Raw genomic sequence first — 24,699 nt, 5'->3', positions numbered from 1 at the left:
ACCTGGACTAGTCTGGCGCTGTCCAAAAAATCAGTGTTAGACTGCCCAGTGCTTAGTGAATCGGAGGATTCGCATGACCACTTCGTTGCAACCTGTTCCTACATTGGTTCCTGGCGCCAGCCTGGAAGCCTATGTGCATTCGGTGAACAGCATTCCGCTGCTCACTCCGGAGCGGGAGCGTGAACTGGCCGAGCGCCTCTTCTACAAGGAAGACGTCGAGGCCGCCCGGCAGTTGGTGCTCGCGCATCTGCGCTTCGTGGTACATATCGCCAAGAGCTATTCCGGCTATGGTCTGGCCCAGGCCGACCTGATCCAGGAAGGCAATGTCGGCCTGATGAAGGCCGTGAAGCGCTTCAACCCCGAAATGGGCGTACGCCTGGTGTCCTTTGCCGTGCATTGGATCAAGGCGGAAATCCACGAATTCATCCTGCGCAACTGGCGCATCGTCAAGGTCGCCACCACCAAGGCACAGCGCAAGCTGTTCTTCAACCTGCGCAGCCAGAAGAAGCGGCTGGCTTGGCTGAACAACGACGAGGTCCATCGCGTGGCCGAAACCCTGGGCGTGGAGCCTCGGGAAGTGCGCGAGATGGAGAGCCGCCTGACCGGTCAGGACATGGCCTTCGATCCGGCCAGCGATGCCGATGACGATGCCGCCTACCAGTCACCGGCCCAGTATTTGGAAGACAGCCGTTACGATCCGGCACGCCAGCTGGAAGAGGCTGACTGGACCGACAGCTCCACGGCCAATCTGCACGAGGCCCTGGAACGCCTGGATGATCGCAGTCGCGACATCCTCTACCAGCGCTGGCTGGCCGAGGAAAAGGCGACCCTGCACGAGCTGGCGGCCAAGTACAACGTCTCGGCAGAGCGTATCCGTCAGCTGGAAAAGAACGCGATGAACAAGCTCAAGGGCAATATCGCCGCTTGATCCGCTCGTTGATTGAAAAACCGCACCTTAGGGTGCGGTTTTTTTATGTCTGCAAATCTTATCGCCCAGCCAGTAGGCTGGCTTGGATCAGGCTCTGGCCATCGCGGCCATACAAGTACCGGGAAGTCCGTAGGAGCGGTCCATGGCCGCGATAGAGCGTCTGTAGGCTGAAAACCGCGTGCGAAGTCGCCTTGCTACTGCCCGGTCATCCGTCGCAGGTAGTCGCTACCGCCCAGCTGGCGCTCCTGCTGGCGGATCCAGGCGGCGCGTTCGGCGACATAGGCGCTCGGGCGGCTCGGGCTCCATTCGCGGGGATTGGGCAGCACGGCGGCCAGCAGGCTGGCCTGGCGGTCGGACAGGTAGGGAGCACCTATGCCGAAATGGTGACGAGCCGCGGCCTCGGCGCCGAACACGCCGTCGTCCCATTCCACGCTGTTGAGATAGACCTCGAGGATGCGCTGCTTGGACCAGAAGGTTTCCAGCAGCACGGTGAACCAGGCCTCGAAGGCCTTGCGCAGGTAGCTGCGGCCGCTCCAGAGAAAGAGATTCTTGGCGGTCTGCTGGCTGATGGTGCTGGCGCCGCGCAGGGAGCCGCCGGCTTCGTTGTGGCTGAAGGCCTGACGGATCGCCGTCATGTCGAAGCCCCAGTGTTCGGCGAAGTGCTGGTCCTCGCCGGCGATCACCGCCATCTTGAGATCGTCCGGCAGCTCCTTCCAGGGTCGCCAGTCGCGCTGCAGGTCGATGGGTTTGCCGTCGATCCAGGACTCGACCTTGCGCTCCACCATCAGCATGCTGCCCGGCGGCGGCACCCAGCGCAGGATCAGCACCAGGGCGGCGCTGAGGACGGCGAACCAGAGGGCGATACGCAGGAGACGGCGGAGGAGGGTGAGCAGCATCGGCTTGGTCTTTGGCGGTTAGCGGGCCATTATAACCAGCGCTTCTCTTCCATCGCCCGGTAAAACCCATGTTGCGTCTCTTCCTGCTGTTCGCCGCTCTGGCCGGCTTCACCGGTGTCGGATTCGGCGCCTTCGCCGCCCATGGACTCAAGGGCCGGCTGACCGCCGACTACCTGGCCGTATTCCAGACCGGCGTGCTCTATCAGCTTATCCACGCCCTGGCGCTGCTCGGCGTCGCGCTCCTGTCGCTGCACTTCCAGGGACGCCTGGTGGCCTGGGCCGGTGGCTTCTTCATCGCCGGCATCCTGCTGTTTTCCGGCAGCCTCTATCTGCTGACGCTGACCGGCATCTCGCGGCTGGGCATCATCACTCCCTTCGGCGGACTGTGCTTTCTCGCCGGCTGGGCGTGCCTGGCCATCCTCGCCTGGCGCCTCGGCAGCCTCTGACCGAGCACTGGCCGTCGTTCCCGGTCTGGCGTCGCTGCAATGCACGCCCGACCGGCGTAGAATGCCGGCTCACCCCGTGACGATGCCTTTGCCATGCAGATTCTGTTGAACGGCGAATCCCTTGAATTGCCGGACGGCGCCACCGTCGCCGACCTGCTCGTGCGTCTCGACCTGACCGGGCGGCGAGTGGCGGTGGAACGCAACCTCGACATCGTGCCGCGCAGCCAGCACGCCACCACCGCCCTGGTGGACGGCGACCGGCTGGAAGTGGTCCACGCCATCGGCGGCGGCTAGCCGCGCAAGAGGAATCCAGATGAAAGACACTCCCTTTACCCTGGCCGGGCGCACCTATGAATCGCGTCTGCTGGTCGGCACCGGCAAGTACCGCGATCTCGAAGAGACCCGCCTGGCCATCGAAGCCTCGGGCGCCGAGATCGTCACCGTGGCGGTGCGCCGCACCAACATCGGCCAGAATCCCGGCGAGCCCAATCTGCTCGACGTGATCTCGCCCGAGCGCTACACCATCCTGCCCAACACCGCCGGCTGCTATGACGCGGTGGAAGCGGTGCGCACCTGCCGCCTGGCGCGCGAGCTGCTCGACGGCCACAACCTGGTCAAGCTGGAAGTCCTGGCCGACCAGAAGACCCTGTTCCCCAATGTCATCGAGACGCTCAAGGCCGCCGAGACCCTGGTTGCCGACGGCTTCGACGTCATGGTCTATACCAGCGACGACCCCATCGTCGCGCGCCAGCTGGAGGCCATCGGCTGCATCGCCGTCATGCCGCTGGCCGGTCTGATCGGCTCGGGCCTGGGCATCTGCAATCCCTACAACCTGCGCATCATCCTCGAAGAGGCCAAGGTGCCGGTGCTGGTGGATGCCGGGGTGGGTACCGCCTCCGACGCCACCATCGCCATGGAGCTGGGTTGCGAAGCGGTGCTGATGAACAGCGCCATCGCCCATGCCCGCGAGCCGGTGCTGATGGCCGAAGCCATGAAGCACGCCATCGTCGCCGGTCGCCTGGCCTATCTGGCCGGGCGCATGCCGCGCAAGCTCTATGCGACCGCGTCCTCGCCGCTGGACGGCCTGGTCAACTAGACCTGGCGCCCTCCATCACGCGCCCGGCCTGTGCCGGGCGTCTCTTTTTCCCACTATCGATAACGCCATGACCGATCATCAAGACGACCAGACCCCCGACCGCCCCCGGCGCACCATCAAGAGCTTCGTGATGCGCGCCGGCCGCATGACCGAAGGCCAGCAACGCGGTCTCGACCAGGGGTGGCCGCGTTTCGGTCTGGAGCTGACCGACGGCCCCCAGGATTTCGACCAGGTATTCGGGCGCCAGGCGCCGCGTACCTTCGAGATCGGCTTCGGCATGGGCCATTCCACCCTGGAAATGGCTGCCGCCGCGCCGGAGCAGGATTTCATCGGCGTCGAGGTGCATCGTCCGGGCGTGGGTGCGTTGCTCAATGGCGCCATGACCCAGGAGCTGACCAATCTGCGGGTCTACAGCTGCGATGCCCTGGAGGTCCTGCGCCAGTGCGTGGCCGATGCCAGTCTGGACCGGGTACTGCTGTTCTTTCCCGATCCCTGGCACAAGAGCCGCCACCACAAGCGGCGGATCGTCCAGCCGGCCTTCGCCGAGCTGGTTCGGCAAAAGCTCAAGGTCGGCGGGGTGCTGCACATGGCCACCGACTGGCAGGCCTATGCCGAACACATGCTCGAGATCATGAACGCCGCCCCCGGTTACCATAACCTCGGCGACGCCTCGGGCTATGTACCGCGTCCCGAGGAAAGACCCATCACCAAGTTCGAACGCCGTGGCGAGCGCCTGGGGCATGGCGTCTGGGATCTCAAGTTCGAACGCCAGAGCTGACCGTGTATCTCTGACGAATCGAGCTTGAGCTGGTGAGGGACAATTGGCATGATGGCCAATTGCCCTGCTGTGATGGCGGTTGCATTCGAATTCACAGAGACACCTGGATGTCAGCCTTCCTCAAGAATGCCAACCGGCTCCGCGCCGCCCTTCGTGCAGAGCGGATCCGATGACGGACCTGGTACGCCCCGACTCGCCAGCGGCCGAGTTGCACGCCGTACGGCGCTGGCTCGAAGTCGAACGCAGCGCCCGGCAGCGTACCGAACGCTCGTTGCACCTCATCGCCTCGGCCTTCGCCCTCTGTCGCGACGCCATGGCCGTGCTGACCGAGAGCGGTCAGATCATCGAAGCCAATGATGCCCTGCGCGCCCTGATGCTCAGTGCGGAGCGCAGTGTCAGCGGTCAGTACCTGTCCCACTACATCAAGTTGCCCGAGACGGCCATCCGCACGTTCGAGCGCGACGGCTATGCCCTGTGCGAAGCCCAGTTCCACGTCTCCGCCAAACGCGTCACGCCGGTGGAGATCAGCCTGAGTCGCTTTGCCGGCGAGGCGGATCGCGAAGGCTATGTGGTCGCCAGCCTGAGGGACATCACCGAGCGCAAGCGCGCCGAGCAGGCCCTGGAGCGCATGGCCCTGAGCGATGCCCTGACCCAGCTGCCCAACCGGACCTCCTTCTACCAGGATTTCGAGACGCGCCTGCAGAACCTGGAGGAGACCGGCAACCTCGCGGTGCTGTTCATCGATGTCGATGGCTTCAAGGAGGTCAACGACTCCCTGGGCCATGCCGCCGGTGACGAGCTGCTCTGCGCCCTGGTGCGGGAGTTGCGCCAGGTGCTGGGCGCCGACGAGGTGCTGGCACGCTGGGGCGGCGATGAATTCGTCGCCTTGCTGGACGTGAGCGATCGCGAGCAGGCCCGCCAGGTGGCCGAGCAACTGGTGCAGGCGGTGGGTCGGCAGCAGTGCATCGCCGGCCACGATATCCGCGTATCGGCCAGCATCGGCCTGAGTCTGGCCCCCGAAGAAGGGCTGGATGTGGAAACCCTGCTGCGCAATGCCGATGCCGCCATGTACGCAGCCAAGGCGGCCGGCAAGAGCCGGGTGCGCTGCTACGATCCGCAGTTGACCAGCGAGGCGCGCAGCAAGGTGACCCTGTTGGCTCATCTGCATGGCGCCATCGAGGCGGAGCTCATCACCTTCGTGCTGCAGCCCAAGTTCGATGCCCGTCAGCGCATGATCAGCGCCGAGTTGCTGGCGCGCTGGAATTGCCCGGGCGTCGGGGCCGTGCCGCCCAATGTCTTCGTCGCCCTGGCCGAGCAGAACGGCATGGCCTCGGCCCTCGGGCGCCTGGCCATCCGCCGCGCGGCCGGTTGCGCCCGCGCCCTGCAGGACGCCGGCCTGCAGATCCCGGTGGCGGTCAACATCTCGCCGCTGCAGGTGGCCGATGATGAATTGGCCGAGGTCCTGGCGGCGGCCTGCGCCGAATTCGGTATCGCGCCCAGGGCACTGGAGCTGGAGGTGACCGAGTCGGTCTTCCTGCAGAAGGGCACGCCGGAGCGGCGCCTGGCCGCCTTGCGCGAGCAGGGCTTTCGGGTGGCGATGGATGACTTCGGCACCGGCTATTCGTCGCTGGGCTATCTGCACCGCTTGCCCTTCGACACCATCAAGATCGACCGCAGCTTTCTGCTGGCGGTGGACGCTGACGACAGATCCCGGCAACTGCTGGCCGGCATCGTCAGCCTGTGCCGCGCGCTGGACATGCAGATCGTCGCCGAGGGGGTGGAAACCCAGGCCCAGTTCGAATTGCTCAAGGACCTGGGCGTGGACACCTTCCAGGGCTTCCTGCTGGGGCGCCCGCAATCACTGGAGTGCCTGCTGGACAGTATCCGCGTCTGCCGGCGGGGCCAGCCCTAGCCGCGCCGCTCGGCCAGCACGCCCAGCAGGCAGACGCCGATCAGCAGCACCGGGGCCAGGGCATAGTTGTTGAACTGCGCCAGACCCTTGACCACCCAGGGGGTCAGGAAGGCCATGGCGGCGCCGTAGATCGCCAGGCACGCCAGGGCGAAGGCCGGGACGCGGATGGCGGTCGGCAGGCTGCCCAGGCGCGCCTGGATGAAGCCATTGACCTGGCTGCCGAACAGCACCAGCAGGGTGGCGGTGACCGCCAGGGCCACCTCGTCCAGGTGGCTGCGGCTCCAGCGGGAGAGGTCGGCGATATGGTCGAGCACGAAGTCCAAGGCAGAGCTCCTCGTCAGTCAGGCAGAAAGGATTGCAAGAGGTCGTTCAGGAACAGCTGGCCGCGAGCGGTGGGGCGCAGGCGCTGTGCATCCTCGGCCAGCAGGCCGGCCTGGCGCGCCGCGGTCAGCGCGGGTGCCAGACTGTCCAGCGACTGGCCGGTGCGCTGCGGATACCAGGCGGCGGGTACCCCGTCCACCAGGCGCAGGGCGTTCATCATGAAATCGAAGGGCAGGTCGGCCGGCGCCAGAGCTTTCGCGCCGGCCTGGAAGGCCTTGGCCGGATCCAGGTAGTCCTTGGGCAGGCGAGTCTTCCAGGTACGCAGCAGGGTACCGTCCGGGGCGCTCAGCTTGGCATGGGCGCCGGCGCCGATGCCCAGGAAATCCCCGAAGCTCCAGTAGTTGAGATTGTGCCGCGCCTGGCGCCCGGGCTGGGCATAGGCAGAGGTCTCGTACTGCTGGTAGCCGGCGGCCGCCAGGCGCGCCTGGCCGGCTTCCTGGATGTCCCAGAGGGTGTCGTCCTCGGGCAGCTCCGGCGGCTGGCTCCAGAACACCGTGTTGGGCTCCATCGTCAGCTGGTACCAGGACAGGTGCGTGGGCGCCAGGGCGATGGCCTGGTCGAGGTCGCCGAGGGCATCGGCGACGCTCTGCTCGGGCAGGCCGTGCATGAGATCCAGATTGAAATTATCGAAGCCGGCGGCGCGCGCCCGGTCGGCGGCGCGGATGGCTTCCTCGCGGCCGTGGATGCGCCCCAGGGCCTTGAGCTTGGCGTCCTGGAAACTCTGGATACCGATCGACAGCCGATTGATGCCCAGACCGCGGTAGGCAACGAACTTGGCCTGCTCGAAGGTACCGGGGTTGGCTTCCAGGGTGATCTCGATGTCCGGCGCGAAGCTCAGCCGCCGGGCCACGCCGTCCAGCAGGCGGCCCAGGGCCTCGGCGGAAAACAGACTGGGTGTGCCGCCGCCAAAGAAGATCGAGGTCAGCGGCCGGCCATGGACGTGGATCAGGTCCTGGTCCAGATCCGCCAGCAGGGCGTCGACGTACTCCGTTTCCGGTAGCGTCGGGCCAGCGGCATGGGAGTTGAAGTCGCAATAGGGGCACTTGCGCACGCACCAGGGGATATGGACGTAGAGCGCCAGTGGCGGCAAGGCGAAGGTGTCGGTCACAGCTGGAGCCGTTGCTTGAGCTGGGCCATGGCGCGGGCGCGATGGCTGCGCTGGTTCTTTTCCGCCGGCGCCAGTTCGGCCGCGGAGACCGCTTCGCCGTCGGGCTGGAACAGCGGATCGTAGCCGAAGCCATGCTCGCCCTGGGCGGCATGCAGGATGCGCCCGGGCCAGAGGCCTTCGCAGAGGATTGGCAGCGGATCGTCGGCGTGGCGCACCAGGGCGAGCACGCAGACGAACTGGGCGGTGCGCTCGGCGTCTGGCACATCACGCAGGGTGTCGAGCAGCTTGGCGTTGTTGGCGGCATCGCCCTGACCATCGGCGTAGCGCGCGGAATAGATACCAGGGGCGCCGCCGAGGGCGTCCACCGCCAGGCCCGAATCATCCGCCAGGGCCGGCAGACCGGACAGCCGCGCGGCGTTGCGCGCCTTGAGGATGGCGTTCTCGACAAAGGACAGCCCGGTTTCCTCGGGTTCCACCTGGCTGAATTCGCCCACCGAGCGCACCCGCACCTGGTCGCCGAGCATGGCCTGGAGTTCCTTGAGCTTGCCGGCGTTGTGGCTGGCCAGCACCAGTTCGGTTAGGTCGGACATGAGGGGCACCGTGTCGCATTGGGAAGGGCGGCGTATTGTACGCGAAGCCAGGCCCGGGCTGGCCGCGCCGACCAGGCCTTACGTCATATGGCGACGCGCAGGTCGTGCAGATGCGGCGCGCTGACCCGATAGATGCCGATCTCGCCGAGCAGGTTGGGCCACAACTTGCTGGCCCAGCCGTGGCGGTGCAGGCGATCCACGGCAAGACGATCCAGTACCTGGGCGCGCTGTTCACGGCAGAGGCGCTCGAAGTCCTCGAAGGTGCAGAAGTGGATGTTCGGCGTGTTGTACCAGGTGTAGGGCAGGAAGTCCGAGACCGGCATCCGCCCCCGGCCGCCCAGGTACAGCCGGCAGCGCCAGTGACCGAAGTTGGGAAAGGTGATGATGCACTGGCGACCGACCCTGAGCATCTCCTGGAGAATGCGGTCCGGGTACTGCATGGCCTGCAGCGACTGGGTCATGACCACCACGTCGAAGCTGTCGCTGGCGAAGTTGGCCAGGCCGCCGTCGAGATCCTGCTCGATGACGTTGACGTCCTTGAGCAGGCATTCGGCGATCTTGTCCGGGTCGATCTCCAGGCCGTAGCCGGTGACCTGCTTGTGATCGCGCAGCCAGGCGAGCAGTTCGCCGGTGCCGCAACCGAGGTCGAGGACCCGGCTGCCGGCGGGGATCCATTCCTGAATGATGTCCAGATCGGCGCGCACGGCAGCTATACCTCGATGCGGGTCATGTAGTGGGAGAAGGCCTGCAGATAGCGCGGGATGGGAATGAGGAAGGCGTCATGGCCCTGGGGCGCGTCGACCTCCAGGTAGCTGACGTCCTTGCGCGCGGCCATCAGGGCGTTGACGATCTCCTTGGAACGCGCCGGCGAGAAGCGCCAGTCGGTGGTGAAGGAGACGATCAGGAAGCGCGCCTGCACCCCGGCCAGGGTCTTGGCCAGGTCGCCGCCATGGGCATGGGCCGGATCGAAGTAGTCCAGCGCCTTGGTCATCAGCAGGTAGGTGTTGGCGTCGAAACGTCCGGAGAATTCCTCGCCCTGATAGCGCAGGTAGCTCTCGACCTGGAATTCGACGCTGTGGAAGTCGTAGTTGAGCTGGTCGGTCTTGAGTTCGCGACCGAATTTTTCGCCCATGGCCTCGTCGGACAGGTAGGTGATGTGGCCGACCATGCGCGCCAGCATCAGGCCGCGCTTGGGGATCACACCCTTTTCTTGGAAGTGGCCGGCGTGGAAGTCCGGATCCGAGAGGATGGCCTGGCGCGCCACCTCGTTGAAGGCGATGTTTTCCGCCGACAGCTTGGGCGCCGAGGCGATGGCCAGGCAGTGGCGGATGCGCTCGGGATAGCTGATGGTCCACTGCAGCGCCTGCATGCCGCCCAGGCTGCCGCCGATCACCGCCGCCCACTGCGCGATGCCCAGGCGATCGGCCAGGCGTGCCTGGCTGTTGACCCAGTCTTCCACGGTCAGCACCGGGAAGTCCGCGCCATAGGCCCGACCGGTGTCGGGATTGGGACTGCTGGGACCGGTGGAGCCGTTGCAGCCGCCCAGGTTGTTGAGGGCGACCACGAAGAACTTGCGCGTGTCGATGGGCTTGCCGGGACCGATGCAGCTGTCCCACCAGCCGGGCTTGCGGTCGTCCAGGCTGTGATAGCCGGCCGCGTGGTGATGGCCGGAGAGCGCGTGGCAGATCAGCACGGCGTTGCTGCGACTGGCGTTGAGTTCGCCATAGGTCTCGACCATCAGGTCATAGGCCGGCAGGGTGCGACCACAGGCCAGGGCCAGGGGCTCGTTGAAGTGAAGCAGCTCGGGGGTGACCAGGCCGACGGAATCTTCGGGAATGACGCTGGGCATTGACGGCTCGTCCGGGGCGGGGCTCGCCAGTCTAAAGAGCACCGCCGGGAGCGGCAAGGGCAGGCGTGGCGCGGCGGTAAAGGGCCGCGCCACGGTAGCGGGTAGCGCTAGCCGACCCGCGCCAGCGGCAGGGCGACCACGTTGTCGTGGCGCTGGGACGGCGCCGGCCGGCTGATCTGCTTGAGCATGTCGCTGACCTCGCTGAGCTGCCCGTGCAGGACGTCCTCGTGCACCTGCAGCCGGCGCACCTGCTCCTGGCTGTTGAGGTTTTGCTGGGTGAGCTGCTTGAGTGCCAGCATGCTGGTTTCCAGCAGCTGCTTCTGCTCGCGGGTGTGCTGCACCAGCGGGGTCAGGGCGCCGTCGTTCCAGCGCAGCACCTGGGCATGGGCGCCTTCCTGCAGCGCCTGGACCTCCTGGGCCACGGTGGCGAAGAAGCGGCGGGCCAGGGCGCTCTGCTCGGTGAGCAGGGTCTTGACCTGACGCTGCACCTCCTCGGTCTTGAGTTGCAGCTGGCGCAGCTCGCGGACATAGGGGCGGATGCGCAGTCGCGGCGCTTCCAGGGGATGCAGCGGATTCTCGACATTGTGCCGCTGGTAGACCGCGCCGAGCACCTTGTTGGCCCGGTCCGCCTCGTTGTCCAGGGCCAGCAGGTCATGCTCGACCACGCGAAAGAAGCGGGCGATGGACTGGTTGATGCCGACGGTGGTCAGGCTGCTGTGGAATTCCCGGCGGGCGGTGTCCAGATGGGCGTCCAGGCGCTCCGACGCGACCAGGTCGGTCAGCAGCTTGCGCTGGCCGGCCAGCATGTTCTGGGTGGTACGCAGATCCAGCAGGCGACGGTGGTAGAGGTCGTATTCCTGGCGCGTGCGGGCGGTCTGCAATTCCAGGCCGGCACCGGGCAATTCCTCGTCGGCCAGTTGCGCGTACTGGGCGCGAATGGCTTCCAGGCGCTGCTCGATGAGGGTACGGCTGGCGCCCAGCAGACCACTGGCCTGCTGCACGATGCGCTGCTGCAACAGACGCTCGCGAGCGCCGACGATGCGTTCGGCGAGCAGCTGTTCGAGGCTGTCCAGCTGGCTGCGCGCGAGCAGTTCCAGATCGCCGCGGACCTTGCCCAGCAGCGCCTGCTTGGCCGACAGCGGCAGGATGTGCTCGGCCGGCAGCGCCAGTTGCCGGGCGCTGGCCTGGCGGACGTTTTCCAGCGACTGGGCGACATGGGCGACCCCGCCGAGGTCGTCCCAGAGGCTGTCGATCTTGTTCATCACCGCGAACAGCCGCTCCGGGGCATCGCCCAGGGAGGGCTTGACGCACTGTTCCCAGAGCGCCAGGTCCGAAGCGGTCACGCCGGTGTCGGCACCGATGAGAAAGAGTACGGCCTGGGCGTGGGGCAGCAGCGACAGGGTCAGTTCGGGTTCGGCGCCCAGGGCGTTGAGGCCGGGGGTGTCGAGGATGCGCAGGCCCTGGCGCAGCAGCGGGTGGTCGATGCTGATCAGCGCGTGGCGCCAGGCCGGGATGCTGACCAGACCGGCGCTGTCGAGCTGTTCCAACTGCTCGGGGTCGAAGCCCAGTTGCACGGCAGCGGCGGTTTCCACCTCGCGGGTCTCGGTGACCTTGGCCAGCAAGGCGGCCATGGCGTCCGGGTGGCGGTCGTCCAGGGCGAAGCGCTGCCAGGCCTCGGGCGTCTTGCGCCAGGCGGCCAGGCTGCGTTCGTCCAGGCGGCTGTCGATGGGCAGCAGCTGCAGATAGGGCCCGTCGGCCCCGGCGTCATGGAAGATCTCGGTGGGGCACATGGTGGTGCGCCCGGCCTGGGACGGCAGCATGCGCTGGCCGTAGTCGGCGAAGAAAAGGGCGTTGATCAGCTCGGTCTTGCCGCGGGAGAACTCGCCGGCGAAGGCCAGGGTGATGCCGTCGGCCTGCAATTCGCTCTGGCAGCTGGCCAGGGCGGCGTCCAGGGCCGGGGAGGCCAGGCGGTTACGCTGCAACCAGTCGCGGTAGCGGCCCAATTGGGTGTCGAGTTCGGCTTTCCACGTGGCATAGGCATCGACGTGGCGGAACAGGCGTTCCATAGGGGACTTCCTTGACCTGGACAGCAAAGGCTGGACGGTGCCCCAGCGTCCAGAGGACGTCAATGCCGCCTCCGCCACGACGCGGCGGGCGGTCGTGGCGGGTGCGCGAGTGGTGCGTCAGAGGAAGGGGGCGAGAATCTGCGGCATGCCGGTGGCGGCGGCCAACTGGCCGATGACGAAGCGATCCAGCAGATTGATCACGATGAAGGCGAAGATCGGCGACAGATCCAGGCCACCCAGATTCGGCAGGATGCGGCGGAAGGGGGCCAGCAGCGGCTCGCAGATCTGATTGACCAACTCGGCGGCGGGGTTGTGGGTCTGGGGCGCGACCCAGGAGAGGATGACGCTGACGATCAGGGCGAAGAAGAACACCTTGAGGAACAGCGAAGCCACGCCTAGCAGGGCCCAGATCAGCAAGGCAGGGAACAGACCGCCGATGCTGGCGCCGAGCAGCACCACCACGACCATCATCAGCGCCAGCTGGACCAGGATCGCCAGCACCAGGGCCGCCAGATCGACGCCGCCGAACCCAGGAATGATGCGCCGCACGGGCTTGAGTAGCGGCTGGGTGGCGCGCACGGTGAATTGCGACAGCGGATTGTAGAAGTCGGCCCGCACCAGCTGCAGGATGAAGCGCAGCAGGATGATCAGCAGATAGAGACTGCCGAGGGTCTGGATGACGTAGACGAGGGCTTGCGCGAAAGCGGACATGGATACTCCTTATCGATCCGGCAACTGGGCCAGTTCCGCAGCCCGGTCGGCCGCGGCGGTGAGGGCTTCTTCCACCAGGTCCGCGAAGGCCCCGGCTTGGAAGGTTTCGATGGCGCGTTCGGTGGTGCCCTTGGGGGACATCACCGAACGACGCAATTGTTCGGGGCTGCGGTCGCCCTGACAGGCCATGGCGGCGGCGCCGCGGGCGGTGTGCAGGGTAAGCTGTTCGGCCACCGCGGCCGGCAGGCCGAGCTTGGTGCCGGCCTGGGTCATGGCTTCCATCAGCAGGAAGAAATAAGCCGGGCCACTGCCGGAGACGGCGGTGACCGCGTCCAGCTGCTGTTCTTCCTCGACCCAGAGGGCCAGGCCGACCGCAGCCAGGATCTCCTGGGCGCGGGCGCGCTGTTCGGCGCTGACCTGGTCGTTGGCGAACAGGCCGCTGGCACCCAGGCGCAGCTGCGAAGGCACGTTGGGCATGCAGCGCACCAGCGCGCGCTGGCCCAGCCAGCGTGTCAGGCTGGCGCAGGTGATGCCGGCGGCGACCGAGACGATCAGCTGGTCCGGGCGCAGGTGGGGAGCCAACTCCTGGCAGACCTCGCCCATCACCTGGGGCTTGACCCCCAGGACCACCACGTCGGCGTCGGCGAGCACGGCGCTGTTGCTGGCCTCGACGCGGATGCCGTGCTCCCGGGCCAGCGCCTCGCGCTTGGTCGGGTTGCGATTGCTGGCGCTGAGCTGCCGGGCCGGCACGCCCTGGGCGAGCAGGCCGCCGATGATGGCGCCGGCCATGTTGCCGGCGCCGATGAAGGCGATGCGGGTGTCGTTCATCGAGACTTCCTAGGTTGAAGAGGCGACGCCGTAGTCGCGGGCGCCGAAGAGGGCGGTACCGACGCGGACCCAGGTGGCGCCCTCGGCGATGGCGGCTTCCAGATCCTGGCTCATGCCCATGGACAGGGTGTCCAGGCCTAGGTTCAGCGTCTCGCTCATGGTGCGCAGCCGGGCAAAGACGGCGCGCTGGCTGGCCGGGTCGTCGGTGGCTTCGGGGATGGCCATCAGGCCACGCAGGCGCAGGTTGGGCAACTGGCCTACCGCCGCGGCCAAGGCCGGCAGCTCGTCGGGGTGGCAGCCGGACTTGCTGGCTTCGCCACTGACGTTGACCTGCAGGCAGATGTTCAGCGGCCCGCGCTCGGGCGGGCGCTGTTTGGCCAGGCGCTGGGCGATCTTCAGGCGATCCACCGAATGCACCCAGTCGAAGTGGCTGGCGATGGCGCGGGTCTTGTTGGACTGGATGGGACCGATGAAATGCCACACCAGTGGCAGGTCGGCCAGCGCCGGCTGCTTGTCCAGCGCCTCCTGCAGGTAGTTCTCGCCAAAGTCGCGCAAGCCGGCGGCGGCGGCCTCGCGCAAGGCGGCGGCGGGCTTGGTCTTGCTCACCGCCAGGAGGCCGACAGTCGCGGGATCGCGGCCTGCCGTCCGGCTGGCGGCGGCGATGCGTTCGAGTACGGTTGCGCTATTCTCGGCTATCGTGGACATTCAGCCCCTGCTTGCGTCGGCGCATCCGGCAGGCCTCGGCGTACCGGATGAGTGAGTGGCGGTGACCAGGTCAGACCGCCAGTGCTGCGCGGCATTCTACCTGCTTGCTCGACATCTGGGAGTCCCATGGATATCACCGAATTGCTGGCCTTTTCCGCGCGGCAAGGCGCCTCCGACCTGCACCTGTCCGCCGGCCTGCCGCCGATGATCCGCGTCGACGGCGACGTGCGCCGCATCAACCTGCCGGCCTTCGAGCACAAGCAGGTGCACGCGCTGATCTACGACATCATGAACGACAAGCAGCGCAAGGACTTCGAGGAATTCCTGGAGACCGACTTCTCCTTCGAGGTGCCGGGCGTGGCGCGCTTCCGGGTCAACGCCTTCAACCAGAATCGCGGCGCCGGCGCGGTGTTCCGGACCATTCCGTCCAAGGTGCTGAGCATGGAAGAGCTGGGCATGGGCGAGGTGTTCAAGAAGATCACCGACGTCCCGCGCGGCCTGGTGCTGGTGACCGGGCCGACCGGTTCGGGCAAGTCCACCACCCTCGCGGCCATGCTCGACTACCTCAACAACACCAAGTACCACCACATCCTCACCATCGAGGATCCCATCGAATTCGTCCACGAATCCAAGAAGTGCCTGGTCAACCAGCGTGAGGTGCACCGCGACACCCTGGGCTTTTCCGAGGCCCTGCGCTCGGCGCTGCGCGAGGACCCGGACATCATCCTGGTCGGCGAGCTGCGCGACCTGGAGACCATCCGCCTGGCGCTGACCGCGGCCGAGACCGGGCACCTGGTTTTCGGCACCCTGCACACCACCTCGGCGGCCAAGACCATCGATCGGGTGGTGGACGTCTTTCCGGCGGAAGAGAAGTCCATGGTGCGTTCCATGCTGTCCGAATCCCTGCAGGCGGTGGTCTCCCAGACCCTGCTCAAGAAGGTCGGTGGCGGCCGGGTGGCGGCCCACGAAATCATGATCGGTACCCCGGCCATCCGTAACCTGATCCGCGAGGACAAGGTGGCGCAGATGTATTCCTCGATCCAGACCGGTGGCGGCCTGGGCATGCAGACCCTGGACATGTGCCTCAAGGCGCTGCTGGCCAAGGGGCTGATCAGCCGCGACGCGGCCCGCGAGAAGGCCAAGACGCCGGAGAACTTCTGATGGATTTCGACAGGTTCCTGCAGCTGATGGTGGACAAGGGGGCGTCCGACCTCTTCATCACCACCGGCGTGCCCCCTTCGATGAAGATCAACGGGCGCATGACGCCGGTCACCAAGGATTCGCTCACGCCGGATCAGTGCCGAGCCATCGTGCTGGGGGTGATGAACGACGAGCAGCGGCAGGAATTCCAGCAGAAGCGCGAGTGCAACTTCGCCATCAGCGCCCGCGGCATCGGTCGCTTCCGGGTCAGCGCCTTCTACCAGCGCAACCTGGTGGGCATGGTGCTGCGCCGCATCGAGGTCAACATTCCCACGGTCGAGCAGCTGCGCCTGCCGGAGATCATCAAGAAGCTGGCCATGACCAAGCGCGGGCTGGTGATCTTCGTCGGCGCCACCGGCACCGGCAAGTCCACCTCGCTGGCGGCCATGATCGGCCATCGCAACAGGAACTCGGCGGGGCACATCATCTCCATCGAGGATCCCATCGAGTACATCCACCAGCACCAGGGGTGCATCGTCACCCAGCGCGAGGTGGGCATCGACACCGAATCCTTCGAGGTGGCCCTGAAGAACACCCTGCGCCAGGCGCCGGACGTCATCATGATCGGCGAGATCCGCAGCCGGGACACCATGGAGCACGCCCTGGCCTTCGCCGAGACCGGTCACCTGTGCCTGGCCACCCTGCACGCCAACAACGCCAACCAGGCGCTGGATCGCATCATCCATTTCTTTCCGGCCGATCGGCACAGCCAGACCTGGATGGACCTGTCGCTCAATCTCAAGGGCATCGTCGCCCAGCAACTGGTGCCCACCACCGATGGCCAGGGCCGTCGTGCCGTGATCGAGGTGCTGCTCAACACCCCGCTGGCCGCCGACCTGATCCGCAAGGGCGAGGTGCACGAACTCAAGGCGCTGATGAAGAAATCCGGCGAACTGGGCATGCAGACCTTCGACCAGTCGCTCTATGGTCTCTATCGCGACGGCGAGATCAGCTACGAAGCGGCCTTGGCCCACGCCGATTCCGCCAACGACCTGCGGCTGATGATCAAGCTGGGGTCGGAAACGGACGCCGATCACCTCAATCAGCTCACCCGCAACCTCTCGGTGGACATGGGCGACGATCCGCCCAAGCGCTTCCGCTAGCCTTCGTCTTCGTTCTCGGCGGCCAGGGTCCTGGCCTCGCGCAGAGCGGCGACCAGCGCCTGGCGTGCCTGCTCCTGCTGCTCGGCGTCCGGGGTGCGCAGGATGTAAGAGGGGTGATAGGTGGCAATGATCCAGCGCTCGTCCAGCCGCAGTGGTCGGCCCATGAATTGCGCCAGGCCCCGTGGCTTGCGTTTGAGCAAGGCTTCCAGGGCGGTCGAGCCCAGGGCCACCACCACGGTCGGCTGGATGTCGCGCAGTTCCTGCTCTAGCCAGTAGCGGCAGGGCGCGATCTCCGGTCCCGGGGTGACGTGCTTGCGTCGCCTGCCCTGGGGAATCCATTTGAAGTGCTTGACCGCATTGGTCAGGAACACCTCGCTGCGCGCGAGGCCCGCCTCGGCCAGCGCCGCCATCAGCACCTGCCCGGCCGGTCCGACGAAGGGGCGACCCGCCAGGTCTTCCTGATCGCCGGGCTGCTCGCCCAAGAGCAGAATGCGGGCGGTGCGCGGGCCTTCGCCGGCCACCGGCTGGGTAGCCTTTTCCCACAACTCGCAGCGGCGGCACTCGTCGAGGGTGGTGGGCAGCGGGCGTTCCGGCTGGGCGCGTTCGGCGGCGATCAATACCTCGCGACCGCCCTGGCGACCCACCGCCTCGGCCTGGGCTAGGCGCTGGGCACCGGCTCGCGCCTCGCTGAGCAGCGCCGGGATCAGCGGCCCTTCCGGCAGGTCCTTCCAGAAGCGCGCCGGCATGTTACCCCTCAGGGTGCGTGGATTGGCCCGCGCCGGATTGAAGGTGCTGCGGTAATAGGCGCGCCAGAGTTCGTCGCCGGCGTTGCGGTCATCGTCTTCCGGCGTCTGCCGCGCCATTTGCTGCAGCTCGGCGGGGCAGGGCTCCACCAGTTGCAGCGCCTGGCCATCCCAGAGCGCGGCGGCCTCGGGGGTCGCGATCAGCCAGCTGCTGTTGCCCATGCGGTCGCAGAAATGCGGCGCCGCCAGGGCCAGGACGTCATGGGCCGGCTGGTGCCAGGCCACCCAGGCCGGCGGCCCCGCGCTCTCCGCACGCGGTCGAAAGCGCAGGAAGGCGTGCACATGGTGGATCTCGCGGCGAATCGCCTTGACCCGACGCTGCAATTCGCTGCCGTCTTCGTCACCGGCCAGCATCGCCGCACGTTCGCCCCGGGCGACCCGCCAGAGCACCTGGTAGAGCAGCGCCCAGCGATCATCGCTGCGAAAGCAGGCGGCATAGGTCAGGGCTTCGGCCAGTTGCGGCGGGATACGTATGGCGCCGCTGGGCGGCGGCGGCGTGGCCTCGGCCGGTTCGTCGAACAGATCGCCCAGGCCGCGACTCTCCTGCCAGCTCACCTGGGCCGGGGCGATACCCGCCTGGAGCAACCGGCGCGCCTCCTTGCGCCAGCCGGCGAAGGTGCCGTCGAAGTCGACTCTCTGCATCTAGAGCAGGGCGAGCTGGGCGGGCGGTTCGGCGAGTTGCCGGCGCAGGTCGAGGGATTCCGCCAGGCGCGGCTGCGGTCGGTAGTCCTGGGTGATGATGAAGGGCCGTGCCTTCTCGACGCTGCATTTCAGGCGGATCAGGTCGGCGTAGCGGATGCGCCGCTCGCGCCTGAGCTCCACCAGCCGCTTGGCCGAGAGCACACCGATGCCGGGCACCCGGGCGATGAGTGCCTGGTCGGCGCGGTTGAGATCCAGCGGAAAAATGGCGCGATTGTGCAGCGCCCAGGCCAGCTTGGGATCTACGTCCAGCGGCAACTGGCCATCTTCGGTGGGCAGCTCTTCCGCCTGGAAGCCGTAGCCGCGCATGAGGAAGTCGGCCTGGTACAGCCGGTGCTCGCGCAGCAGCGGCGGCGGTTGCAGCGGCACCGTACCCGGGCTTTCCGGGATGGGGCTGAAGGCCGAATAGTAGACGCGCTTGAGGCGATAGGCGCCATACAGGGTCTGGGCGGTATCGAGGATGGTGCGGTCGTCGGTGGCATCGGCGCCCACGATCATCTGGGTGCTCTGGCCAGCTGGCGCGAAACGCGGCGCCTTGGCTTCGGCCTCGGCTTCCTCCAGCCCCAGGCGAATGTTGCCCATGGTCTTGCGGATGCTGCTGCCGTTCTTTTCCGGCGCCAGCTTGATCAGGCTGCTCTCGGTGGGCAGTTCGATGTTCACCGACAGGCGATCGGCATAGAGACCGGCCTGGGCGATGATCTCGGGATCGGCGTCGGGAATGGTCTTGAGGTGGATATAGCCGCGGAACTGGTGCTGTTCGCGCAGCAGCTGGGCCACCCGGGTCATCTGCTCCATGGTGTAGTTGGAGGAGCGGATGATGCCGGAGCTGAGAAACAGCCCGCTGATGACGTTGCGCCGGTAGAAGTCGAGGGTCAGCTGCACCACTTCCTCGGGCGTGAAGCGCGCCCGCGGCACATTGCTGCTGCGGCGATTGACGCAATACTGGCAGTCGTACTGGCAGAAATTGGTCAGCAGCACCTTGAGCAGCGCCACGCAGCGCCCATCCGGGGTGAAGCTGTGACAGATGCCCATGCCATCGGTCGAGCCCAGGCCGTCCTTGCCCTTCGAGCTGCGTTTGGGCGCACCGCTGCTGGCGCAGGATACGTCGTACTTGGCGGCATCGGCGAGAATGATCAGCTTGTCGGCGAGCTCCATCGAGATCTCCTGGACTGTGATTGCATACAGTATCCAGGAAGCGGAGCGTCGTTCAATGGCTTTGCGCCGGGCGGCGCCGAGTGGAGCGACACTCCGCCGGGCGGTAGTGCCCGGCGAAGCGAGGGGGAGGGATCAGGACTTGCGGGTACGCTTGGTACGCGGCTTGTCCGCGACGGACGTGGTTTCCGCCGCCAGGGTGGTGGGCTGTTGCAGCACTCGCTTGGCCGAGGCGAACCTCTTGGTCCAGTAGGGCTTGCTCAGGTGATCGACGCGAACGCTTTCGCCGCTACGCGGGGCATGGACGAAACGATCGTTGCCCAGATAGATGGCGACGTGATCGATGCCGCTGCGCTGACCGGTCTTGAAGAACACCAGGTCACCGGCCTTGAGATCGCCACGGGCGACCTTGGGGCCCTTGAGCTGGGACAGCTCACGGGAGGTACGCGGCAGCTTGACGTTGTGTACGTCGCGATAGACGTAGTTCACCAGGCCGCTGCAATCCAGGCCGTTCTGCGGATTGGTCCCGCCGTAGCGATAGGGCGTACCGACCAGGTCCATGGCGCGGGTCGCGACCTGGGCGCCGACGTTGCGGGTGGCAGCCTGGGCGGTGGCCTGCTTACGGTGCAGGGCGCTGGTGGCGCGGGCGGCGTGCTTGGCGCGGGCGGCGGAGGCTGCCTGGGTAGGGTCCACCTTCGCGACGCGGCGAGCGGCGGCCTTGGGCGCGGGAGCAGCGGAGGCGTGCCGGGCGGCGGTCTTGGGAGCTGAAGCGGCGGTGACATGCCGGGCTGCGACCTTGTGGACCGGAGCGGCAGTGCGCGCTGCAGAGTTCTCTTTCGCTTGTACTGCCGCGGGCAGCACAAGACAGGCGGAGAGCCATGTCAGAAGAAATAAACGCATTGTCGTAGGGGTGTCTGAAGATCGAAGCGAGGGATTCTATACCAACCCTGTGGATATTTTGTGCACCTCTCATCAAGAAATTATGTAATTTTTAGCGGAAAGTGGGGTCCCTAGAGCGCCAACCAGTGAGACTCCCTGGGCATTCATCCAGTTTTCGACATAAAGTCACGGTGAATGTAAGGGTGTCGGTAAGGTGGGTCTTTTCCTTCAGTCGCGAGGTCGTAGGCATGCAGTATCAGGACACCCACAGCAAGGTCATGGGCTATCTGCTGTGGATCTTCGGTTTTCTCGGCGCTCATCGCTTCTACTATGGCAAACCGGTCACCGGCACCCTCTGGTTCTGCACCCTGGGTCTGCTGGGCATCGGCTGGCTGATCGATCTGTTCCTGATCCCGGCCATGGATCGCGAGGCGGATCTGCGTTTCCAGTCCGGTTCGATCAACTACAGTCTGGGCTGGATCCTGCTGACCTTTCTCGGCATCTTTGGCGTCCATCGCCTCTATCTGGGCAAGTGGATCACCGCCATCCTCTATTTCTTTACCGCGGGTTTCTTCCTGCTGGGCGTGCTCTACGACTTCTGGACGCTCAACTCGCAGATCTCCGAAGAGAATCGCCGGCGGCTGGTGCGCTAATCCAGCTAAGAGACAGAGAAAAGGGGCTCCGCGGAGCCCCTTTTCTATTCAGGCGCCTCTATTCAGGCGCCGCGCTGGTAGGTCGCGCGTCCCCCTACCAGGGTGCGTTCGATGCGGCCGGGCAGGGTGAGGCCTTGGAAGGGGCAGTTGCGGCCACGCGACAGCCAGGGCGTGGCGGCCTGGGCGGTCGGCTGCTGGGCGAACAGCACCAGGTCCGCCGGCAGGCCCTTGGCCAGGCGGCCCGCCGCGAGGCGCAGCGCCTGGGCTGGACCGCTGGTCAGGCGTGCCAGCAGGGTCGGCAGATCCAGCAGGCCGTCTTCCACCAGGGTCAGGGCCAGCGGCAGCAGCAATTCGACACTGCTGATGCCCGGCTCGGTGGCGGCGAAGGGCGCCAGCTTGGCGTCCGCCTCGTGGGGCTGGTGATGGCTGGAGATGGCGCCGATCACCCCATCACGTACCCCGGCTCTCAGGGCGTCGCGGTCCCGCGCGGTGCGCAGCGGCGGCTTGACGTGATAGAGACTGGAAAAGCCCTGCAGGGCCTCGTCGGTGAGCAGCAGCTGGTAGAGCGCCACATCGGCGGTCACCGGCAGGCCGCGGGCCTGGGCGGCGGCGATCATCTCCACCGCGCGGGCGCTGGTCAGCTGGCCGAAATGGGCACGCACGCCGCTCTGTTCCACCAGCAGCAGGTCGCGAGACAGGGCGATGGTCTCCGCGGTCTCCGGGATGCCGGTGAGACCCAGGAAGCTGGCGGTGGGGCCTTCATGGGCGAGGCCGCCATGGGCTAGGTCGGCGTCCAGAGCGGTAAAGACCACGGTGAGGTCGAAGGTGGCGGCATATTCCAGCGCTCGCCGCTGCACCCGCAGATTCTCGAAGGGCTGCAGGCCGTTGGTGAAAGCCACGCAACCGGCGTCGCGCAAGGCCATCAGTTCGGCCAGCTGCTCGCCGCCCAGGCCCTTGGTCAGGGCGCCGATGGGATGGACGCGGGCGTGATCGGCGGTGCGCGCCCGGTCGAGGATGAGTTCGGCCACCGCGGTGGTGTCCAGCACCGGGCGGGTGGTGGGCGGGCAGCACAGGCTGGTGACGCCCCCGGCCGCGGCGGCGCGGGTCTCGCTGTCGACATTACCCTTGCGGGTCAGGCCCGGTTCGCACAGGGCGACATCCAGGTCGACCAGACCAGGCGCCAGGGTCAGGCCGCTGGCGTCCAGCTGCTCGTCGGCCTGGAAGCCCTGGGGCGCTTCGCCCAGGGCCAGGATGCGACCCTGGTCGACATGGACGTCGCTGACCTGGTCGAGGCCGGTGGCCGGGTCGATCACCCGGGCATTGCGGATGCTCAGGCTCACTGCGCATTCTCCTGTAGCTGACGCTGGGCGGTCTGCCCGCTCATGGTCATCGACAGCACCGCCATGCGGACCGCGATGCCGTAGGTGACCTGGTTGAGGATGACCGACTGCTCGCCATCGGCGACCGCCGATTCGATCTCCACGCCGCGGTTGATCGGCCCCGGGTGCATGACGATGGCGTCGGGCTTGGCGCGGGCCAGGCGCTGGCGGGTCAGGCCGAACAGCCGGTAGTACTCGCCTTCGCTGGGCAAGAGGCCACCCTGCATGCGCTCGCGTTGCAGGCGCAGCATGATCACCACGTCCACGCCGTCCAGGCCCTCGGCCAGGTCGGTAAAGGTGCGCACGCCATAGAGTTCTTCGAGGCCGACCGGCAGCAGGGTGCGCGGCGCGACCACGCGGATGTCGCGGCAGCCCAGGGTACGCAGCGCCAGCATGTCGGAGCGGGCGACCCGCGAATGCAGGATGTCGCCGACGATGGCCACCGAGAGGTTGGCGAAGTCGCCCTTGTGGCGGCGGATGGTCAGCATGTCGAGCATGCCCTGGGTGGGGTGGGCATGGCGGCCGTCGCCGCCGTTGATGATGGCCACATCGGGGCAGACGTGCTCGGCGATGAAATGGGCGGCGCCGGAGTCGGCGTGGCGCACCACGAACATGTCGGCGGCCATGGCCTCCAGGTTGCGCAGGGTGTCGAACAGCGTCTCGCCCTTGCTGGTGGAAGAGGTGGAGACGTTGAGGGTGATGACGTCCGCCGACAGCCGCTTGGCCGCCAGTTCGAAGGTGGTGCGGGTGCGGGTCGAATTCTCGAAGAAGACGTTGCACACGGTCTTGCCGCGCAGCAGCGGCACCTTCTTCACCGCCCGGGCGCCGACTTCCAGAAAGGAGTCGGCGGTATCGAGCAATTCGGTGAGGAGTTCGGCGGGCAGGTCGTCGAGCGACAGGAAGTGGCGCAATTGGCCCTGGGCGTTGAGTTGCAGCGAGCGCGTAGCGTCGGTCATGGCAGCGGATCCAGGTCAGGCGGCGGGGGCGTCGCGGTATTCGAGGGCGAGCGGCGTGGGGCCGGTCAGCTTGACGCGCTGGGTGGGGGCCAGGCTCAGGGTGGCGCCCACCACGTCGGGCTGGATCGGCAATTCGCGGGCATTGACGTCCAGCAGGCAGACCAGGGTCACACTGGCGGGACGACCATAGTCGAAGAGTTCGTTGAGCGCCGCGCGCACGGTGCGGCCGCTCATGAGCACGTCGTCCACCAGCACCAGATGGCGGCCGTCGATCTCGAACGGCAGGGCCGAGGGACGCACCTGGGGGTGCAGGCCCTTCTGGGTGAAGTCGTCGCGATAGAAGGAGACGTCCAGACTGCCCAGCGGGGTGTCCAGGCCGAGTTCGGCCAGCAGGGCCTCGGCGACCCACAGGCCGCCGGTATGGATGCCGACGAAACTAGGATCGGTGATGCCACGACGATCCAGCGACAGGCGCAGGTCGGCGGCCAGCCGCGGCAGGAGCTCGGCGGGAGAGGGCAGGTGCATGGCTACTCCGATTGCGGGCGCGCGGCCCGTTCCAGTTGTTGGGTCAGCCAGCCTTCCAGGAGGAGGGCGGCGGCAAGGGCGTCCACCGGGCGCTCGCGATAGCCGTCGCGCTGACCGCCCTGCAGGCGCTCGCCCTTGGCGGCATAGGTGGTGAGGCGTTCGTCATGGGTATGCACGGGCAAGCCGTAGCGACCCTGCAGGCGGCGGGCGAAGCGTTCGGCGCGCTCGCTCATCTCGCTGGGGGTGCCGTCCATGTTCAGTGGCAGGCCGACCACCAGGGCGGTGGGGCGCCACTCGTCCAGCAGGCGCTGGATCTGCTGCCAATCGGGCACGCCGTTCTGCGCCTTGAGGGTGAGCAGTTCGCGGGCCTGACCGGTCACGGCCTGGCCGACGGCGACGCCGATCTGCCGGGTGCCGTAGTCGAAGCCCAGGTAGAGGCCGCTGGGTGCGCTCATGCGTGGCCCGCCTGGCGCGAGAGCAGGCGCAGGTCGACCCCCAGCAGGGCGGCGGCGGCGCCGAGGCGCTGCTCGCTGGGCGTCTCGAACAGCAGGGCACTGGTGGCCGGGGTGGTGAGCCAGAGATTGGCCGCCAATTCCTCTTCCAGCTGGCCGGGACCCCAGCCGCTGTAGCCCAGAGTGATCAGGTGGCGGGTCGGGCCGGTACCATCGGAAAGGGCGAACAGCACGTCCGGCGAGGTGGTGAGGCTGAGTTCGTCCAGTTCCAGGGTGTTCTGGAACACCGGGCCGGCGTCATGCAGGACGAAGCCACGATCGGTCTGCACCGGGCCGCCGGCATAGAGGACGACCCGGGTATCTTCCAGGGTGGCCGGGACCTCGGGCCGCAGCTGTTCGAGCAGGTCGTCCAGATGCAGGCCATTGGGTCGGTTGATCACCAGGCCCATGGCGCCATCCGGGCCGTGGTCGACGAGGTAAATCACCGTCTCGGCGAAATGGGGATCGTCCATCTGTGGCATGGCGATCAGGAGCTGGTGCTGTAGGGTGGTGCTGGAGGTCGGCTTCATGACCGGCAAGTTTCCCGGTTGCGCGGTCCGGCTTC

Annotated in this window: 27 protein-coding genes; 9 read left to right on the top strand and 18 right to left on the bottom strand. The window is 66.9% G+C overall.

The annotated features are described in order from the left end of the window. Positions 1-73 precede the first annotated feature (73 nt). Positions 74-928: an RNA polymerase sigma factor RpoH gene (gene rpoH / locus NRG74_RS13985; RefSeq protein WP_026083834.1), complete on the top strand. Its 855-nt coding sequence runs from the start codon at positions 74-76 to the stop codon at positions 926-928. Between the two features lie 194 nt (positions 929-1,122). Here the strand turns inward: rpoH and mtgA are convergent, their stop codons facing one another. Continuing rightward, positions 1,123-1,824, bottom strand: coding sequence for a monofunctional biosynthetic peptidoglycan transglycosylase (gene mtgA / locus NRG74_RS13980; RefSeq protein WP_017641001.1), 702 nt, complete (start codon positions 1,822-1,824; stop codon positions 1,123-1,125). A 68-nt stretch (positions 1,825-1,892) separates the two neighbouring features. Here mtgA and NRG74_RS13975 point away from each other — a divergent pair, with 68 nt between their 5' ends. The 5 genes from NRG74_RS13975 (at position 1,893) to NRG74_RS13955 (ending at position 6,056) form a co-directional block, all read left to right on the top strand. Then, entirely contained in the window at positions 1,893-2,270 is a 378-nt protein-coding gene (locus NRG74_RS13975) for a DUF423 domain-containing protein (RefSeq protein ID WP_064309251.1), read from the top strand. Positions 2,271-2,363: 93 nt separating this feature from the next. After that, entirely contained in the window at positions 2,364-2,564 is a 201-nt protein-coding gene (gene thiS / locus NRG74_RS13970) for a sulfur carrier protein ThiS (protein WP_017640999.1), read from the top strand. A 19-nt stretch (positions 2,565-2,583) separates the two neighbouring features. Next, a complete protein-coding gene (locus NRG74_RS13965) occupies positions 2,584-3,366 on the top strand; it encodes a thiazole synthase (protein ID WP_064309250.1) in 783 nt (260 codons plus the stop codon). 67 nt (positions 3,367-3,433) lie between these two features. Beyond that, on the top strand, positions 3,434-4,144 hold the full coding sequence (gene trmB, locus NRG74_RS13960; protein WP_257704550.1) for a tRNA (guanosine(46)-N7)-methyltransferase TrmB: 711 nt from the start codon (positions 3,434-3,436) through the stop codon (positions 4,142-4,144). Positions 4,145-4,313: 169 nt separating this feature from the next. Next, on the top strand, positions 4,314-6,056 hold the full coding sequence (locus NRG74_RS13955) for a putative bifunctional diguanylate cyclase/phosphodiesterase (RefSeq protein ID WP_160924092.1): 1,743 nt from the start codon (positions 4,314-4,316) through the stop codon (positions 6,054-6,056). Here the strand turns inward: NRG74_RS13955 and NRG74_RS13950 are convergent. The 9 genes from NRG74_RS13950 to NRG74_RS13910 form a co-directional block, all read right to left on the bottom strand. Next, a complete protein-coding gene (locus tag NRG74_RS13950) occupies positions 6,053-6,379 on the bottom strand; it encodes a DUF3392 domain-containing protein (protein WP_257704547.1) in 327 nt (108 codons plus the stop codon). The two genes, NRG74_RS13955 and NRG74_RS13950, sit on opposite strands and share 4 nt — an antisense overlap. Positions 6,380-6,393: 14 nt before the next feature. Further along, complete coding sequence (hemW, locus tag NRG74_RS13945) at positions 6,394-7,545, bottom strand: radical SAM family heme chaperone HemW (RefSeq protein ID WP_257704545.1); 1,152 nt, start codon at positions 7,543-7,545, stop codon at positions 6,394-6,396. After that, complete coding sequence (gene rdgB / locus NRG74_RS13940) at positions 7,542-8,135, bottom strand: RdgB/HAM1 family non-canonical purine NTP pyrophosphatase (protein ID WP_184292031.1); 594 nt, start codon at positions 8,133-8,135, stop codon at positions 7,542-7,544. The genes hemW and rdgB overlap by 4 nt, the downstream gene beginning before the upstream one ends. Positions 8,136-8,218: 83 nt before the next feature. Continuing rightward, positions 8,219-8,839: a methionine biosynthesis protein MetW gene (gene metW / locus NRG74_RS13935; protein ID WP_133861462.1), complete on the bottom strand. Its 621-nt coding sequence runs from the start codon at positions 8,837-8,839 to the stop codon at positions 8,219-8,221. Positions 8,840-8,844: 5 nt separating this feature from the next. After that, positions 8,845-9,984, bottom strand: a complete 1,140-nt coding sequence (metX, locus tag NRG74_RS13930; RefSeq protein WP_007161661.1) for a homoserine O-succinyltransferase MetX — start codon at positions 9,982-9,984, stop codon at positions 8,845-8,847. A gap of 107 nt (positions 9,985-10,091) precedes the next feature. Then, positions 10,092-12,050 (bottom strand): dynamin family protein, encoded by a 1,959-nt coding sequence (locus NRG74_RS13925; protein WP_257704539.1) that lies wholly within the window; start codon positions 12,048-12,050, stop codon positions 10,092-10,094. Between the two features lie 117 nt (positions 12,051-12,167). Beyond that, positions 12,168-12,761 carry a YggT family protein gene (locus NRG74_RS13920; protein ID WP_064309244.1) on the bottom strand — a complete coding sequence of 198 codons (594 nt, stop codon included), beginning with the start codon at positions 12,759-12,761 and terminating at the stop codon, positions 12,168-12,170. 9 nt (positions 12,762-12,770) lie between these two features. Continuing rightward, a complete protein-coding gene (proC, locus tag NRG74_RS13915; RefSeq protein WP_257704537.1) occupies positions 12,771-13,589 on the bottom strand; it encodes a pyrroline-5-carboxylate reductase in 819 nt (272 codons plus the stop codon). Between the two features lie 9 nt (positions 13,590-13,598). Next, positions 13,599-14,294 carry a YggS family pyridoxal phosphate-dependent enzyme gene (locus NRG74_RS13910; protein ID WP_257704535.1) on the bottom strand — a complete coding sequence of 232 codons (696 nt, stop codon included), beginning with the start codon at positions 14,292-14,294 and terminating at the stop codon, positions 13,599-13,601. Between the two features lie 126 nt (positions 14,295-14,420). Here NRG74_RS13910 and pilT point away from each other — a divergent pair, with 126 nt between their 5' ends. Both pilT and NRG74_RS13900 read left to right on the top strand, forming a co-directional pair. Beyond that, a complete protein-coding gene (gene pilT, locus NRG74_RS13905; RefSeq protein ID WP_007161666.1) occupies positions 14,421-15,455 on the top strand; it encodes a type IV pilus twitching motility protein PilT in 1,035 nt (344 codons plus the stop codon). After that, a complete protein-coding gene (locus NRG74_RS13900) occupies positions 15,455-16,597 on the top strand; it encodes a PilT/PilU family type 4a pilus ATPase (protein WP_017640986.1) in 1,143 nt (380 codons plus the stop codon). Before pilT ends, NRG74_RS13900 begins: the two co-directional genes overlap by 1 nt. Here the strand turns inward: NRG74_RS13900 and NRG74_RS13895 are convergent. The 3 genes from NRG74_RS13895 to NRG74_RS13885 all read right to left on the bottom strand — a co-directional run bounded on the left by NRG74_RS13895 (position 16,594) and on the right by NRG74_RS13885 (position 19,944). After that, a complete protein-coding gene (locus NRG74_RS13895) occupies positions 16,594-18,042 on the bottom strand; it encodes a UdgX family uracil-DNA binding protein (RefSeq protein WP_257704532.1) in 1,449 nt (482 codons plus the stop codon). The two genes, NRG74_RS13900 and NRG74_RS13895, sit on opposite strands and share 4 nt — an antisense overlap. Next, positions 18,043-19,254 carry a putative DNA modification/repair radical SAM protein gene (locus tag NRG74_RS13890; RefSeq protein ID WP_017640984.1) on the bottom strand — a complete coding sequence of 404 codons (1,212 nt, stop codon included), beginning with the start codon at positions 19,252-19,254 and terminating at the stop codon, positions 18,043-18,045. 132 nt (positions 19,255-19,386) lie between these two features. Further along, a complete protein-coding gene (locus NRG74_RS13885; protein WP_017640983.1) occupies positions 19,387-19,944 on the bottom strand; it encodes a C40 family peptidase in 558 nt (185 codons plus the stop codon). Positions 19,945-20,378: 434 nt separating this feature from the next. Between NRG74_RS13885 and NRG74_RS13880 the strand changes: the two genes are divergently transcribed. Continuing rightward, positions 20,379-20,783, top strand: a complete 405-nt coding sequence (locus tag NRG74_RS13880) for an NINE protein (protein WP_017640982.1) — start codon at positions 20,379-20,381, stop codon at positions 20,781-20,783. Positions 20,784-20,845: 62 nt separating this feature from the next. On the opposite strand, the gene NRG74_RS13875 is transcribed toward NRG74_RS13880, so the two are convergent. From NRG74_RS13875 to NRG74_RS13855, 5 genes are read right to left on the bottom strand one after another with little or no spacing between them, the layout of a single operon-like run. Continuing rightward, positions 20,846-22,123 (bottom strand): dihydroorotase, encoded by a 1,278-nt coding sequence (locus NRG74_RS13875; RefSeq protein ID WP_017640981.1) that lies wholly within the window; start codon positions 22,121-22,123, stop codon positions 20,846-20,848. Then, entirely contained in the window at positions 22,120-23,118 is a 999-nt protein-coding gene (locus NRG74_RS13870; protein WP_017640980.1) for an aspartate carbamoyltransferase catalytic subunit, read from the bottom strand. Before NRG74_RS13870 ends, NRG74_RS13875 begins: the two co-directional genes overlap by 4 nt. A gap of 15 nt (positions 23,119-23,133) precedes the next feature. Next, on the bottom strand, positions 23,134-23,643 hold the full coding sequence (gene pyrR, locus NRG74_RS13865; protein WP_184292042.1) for a bifunctional pyr operon transcriptional regulator/uracil phosphoribosyltransferase PyrR: 510 nt from the start codon (positions 23,641-23,643) through the stop codon (positions 23,134-23,136). A 2-nt stretch (positions 23,644-23,645) separates the two neighbouring features. Beyond that, positions 23,646-24,098, bottom strand: a complete 453-nt coding sequence (gene ruvX, locus NRG74_RS13860; protein ID WP_007161675.1) for a Holliday junction resolvase RuvX — start codon at positions 24,096-24,098, stop codon at positions 23,646-23,648. Continuing rightward, the gene (locus tag NRG74_RS13855; protein WP_184292044.1) at positions 24,095-24,664 is read right to left on the bottom strand and encodes a YqgE/AlgH family protein; all 570 of its coding nucleotides are present in this window, start codon (positions 24,662-24,664) and stop codon (positions 24,095-24,097) included. The genes ruvX and NRG74_RS13855 overlap by 4 nt, the downstream gene beginning before the upstream one ends. Positions 24,665-24,699 lie beyond the last annotated feature (35 nt).

The sequence above is a fragment of the Pseudomonas oryzihabitans genome, assembly GCF_024652905.1.
In the GTDB taxonomy this organism is placed as follows: Bacteria; Pseudomonadota; Gammaproteobacteria; order Pseudomonadales; family Pseudomonadaceae; genus Chryseomonas; species Chryseomonas benzopyrenica.
The sequence above is the reverse complement of the archived record's forward strand: the minus strand, read 5'-3'. Positions and strand labels throughout refer to the sequence as shown.

Excerpts from the sequence above, each read along its gene's own strand:
- rpoH (WP_026083834.1), top strand. The coding sequence starts at position 74 with ATGACCACTTCGTTGCAACCTGTTCCTACATTGGTTCCTGGCGCCAGC.
- mtgA (WP_017641001.1), bottom strand. The coding sequence starts at position 1,824 with ATGCTGCTCACCCTCCTCCGCCGTCTCCTGCGTATCGCCCTCTGGTTC.
- NRG74_RS13975 (WP_064309251.1), top strand. The coding sequence starts at position 1,893 with ATGTTGCGTCTCTTCCTGCTGTTCGCCGCTCTGGCCGGCTTCACCGGT.
- thiS (WP_017640999.1), top strand. The coding sequence starts at position 2,364 with ATGCAGATTCTGTTGAACGGCGAATCCCTTGAATTGCCGGACGGCGCC.
- NRG74_RS13965 (WP_064309250.1), top strand. The coding sequence starts at position 2,584 with ATGAAAGACACTCCCTTTACCCTGGCCGGGCGCACCTATGAATCGCGT.
- trmB (WP_257704550.1), top strand. The coding sequence starts at position 3,434 with ATGACCGATCATCAAGACGACCAGACCCCCGACCGCCCCCGGCGCACC.
- NRG74_RS13955 (WP_160924092.1), top strand. The coding sequence starts at position 4,314 with ATGACGGACCTGGTACGCCCCGACTCGCCAGCGGCCGAGTTGCACGCC.
- rdgB (WP_184292031.1), bottom strand. The coding sequence starts at position 8,135 with ATGTCCGACCTAACCGAACTGGTGCTGGCCAGCCACAACGCCGGCAAG.
- metX (WP_007161661.1), bottom strand. The coding sequence starts at position 9,984 with ATGCCCAGCGTCATTCCCGAAGATTCCGTCGGCCTGGTCACCCCCGAG.
- NRG74_RS13925 (WP_257704539.1), bottom strand. The coding sequence starts at position 12,050 with ATGGAACGCCTGTTCCGCCACGTCGATGCCTATGCCACGTGGAAAGCC.
- NRG74_RS13920 (WP_064309244.1), bottom strand. The coding sequence starts at position 12,761 with ATGTCCGCTTTCGCGCAAGCCCTCGTCTACGTCATCCAGACCCTCGGC.
- proC (WP_257704537.1), bottom strand. The coding sequence starts at position 13,589 with ATGAACGACACCCGCATCGCCTTCATCGGCGCCGGCAACATGGCCGGC.
- NRG74_RS13910 (WP_257704535.1), bottom strand. The coding sequence starts at position 14,294 with ATGTCCACGATAGCCGAGAATAGCGCAACCGTACTCGAACGCATCGCC.
- pilT (WP_007161666.1), top strand. The coding sequence starts at position 14,421 with ATGGATATCACCGAATTGCTGGCCTTTTCCGCGCGGCAAGGCGCCTCC.
- NRG74_RS13900 (WP_017640986.1), top strand. The coding sequence starts at position 15,455 with ATGGATTTCGACAGGTTCCTGCAGCTGATGGTGGACAAGGGGGCGTCC.
- NRG74_RS13895 (WP_257704532.1), bottom strand. The coding sequence starts at position 18,042 with ATGCAGAGAGTCGACTTCGACGGCACCTTCGCCGGCTGGCGCAAGGAG.
- NRG74_RS13890 (WP_017640984.1), bottom strand. The coding sequence starts at position 19,254 with ATGGAGCTCGCCGACAAGCTGATCATTCTCGCCGATGCCGCCAAGTAC.
- NRG74_RS13880 (WP_017640982.1), top strand. The coding sequence starts at position 20,379 with ATGCAGTATCAGGACACCCACAGCAAGGTCATGGGCTATCTGCTGTGG.
- NRG74_RS13870 (WP_017640980.1), bottom strand. The coding sequence starts at position 23,118 with ATGACCGACGCTACGCGCTCGCTGCAACTCAACGCCCAGGGCCAATTG.
- pyrR (WP_184292042.1), bottom strand. The coding sequence starts at position 23,643 with ATGCACCTGCCCTCTCCCGCCGAGCTCCTGCCGCGGCTGGCCGCCGAC.
- ruvX (WP_007161675.1), bottom strand. The coding sequence starts at position 24,098 with ATGAGCGCACCCAGCGGCCTCTACCTGGGCTTCGACTACGGCACCCGG.
- NRG74_RS13855 (WP_184292044.1), bottom strand. The coding sequence starts at position 24,664 with ATGAAGCCGACCTCCAGCACCACCCTACAGCACCAGCTCCTGATCGCC.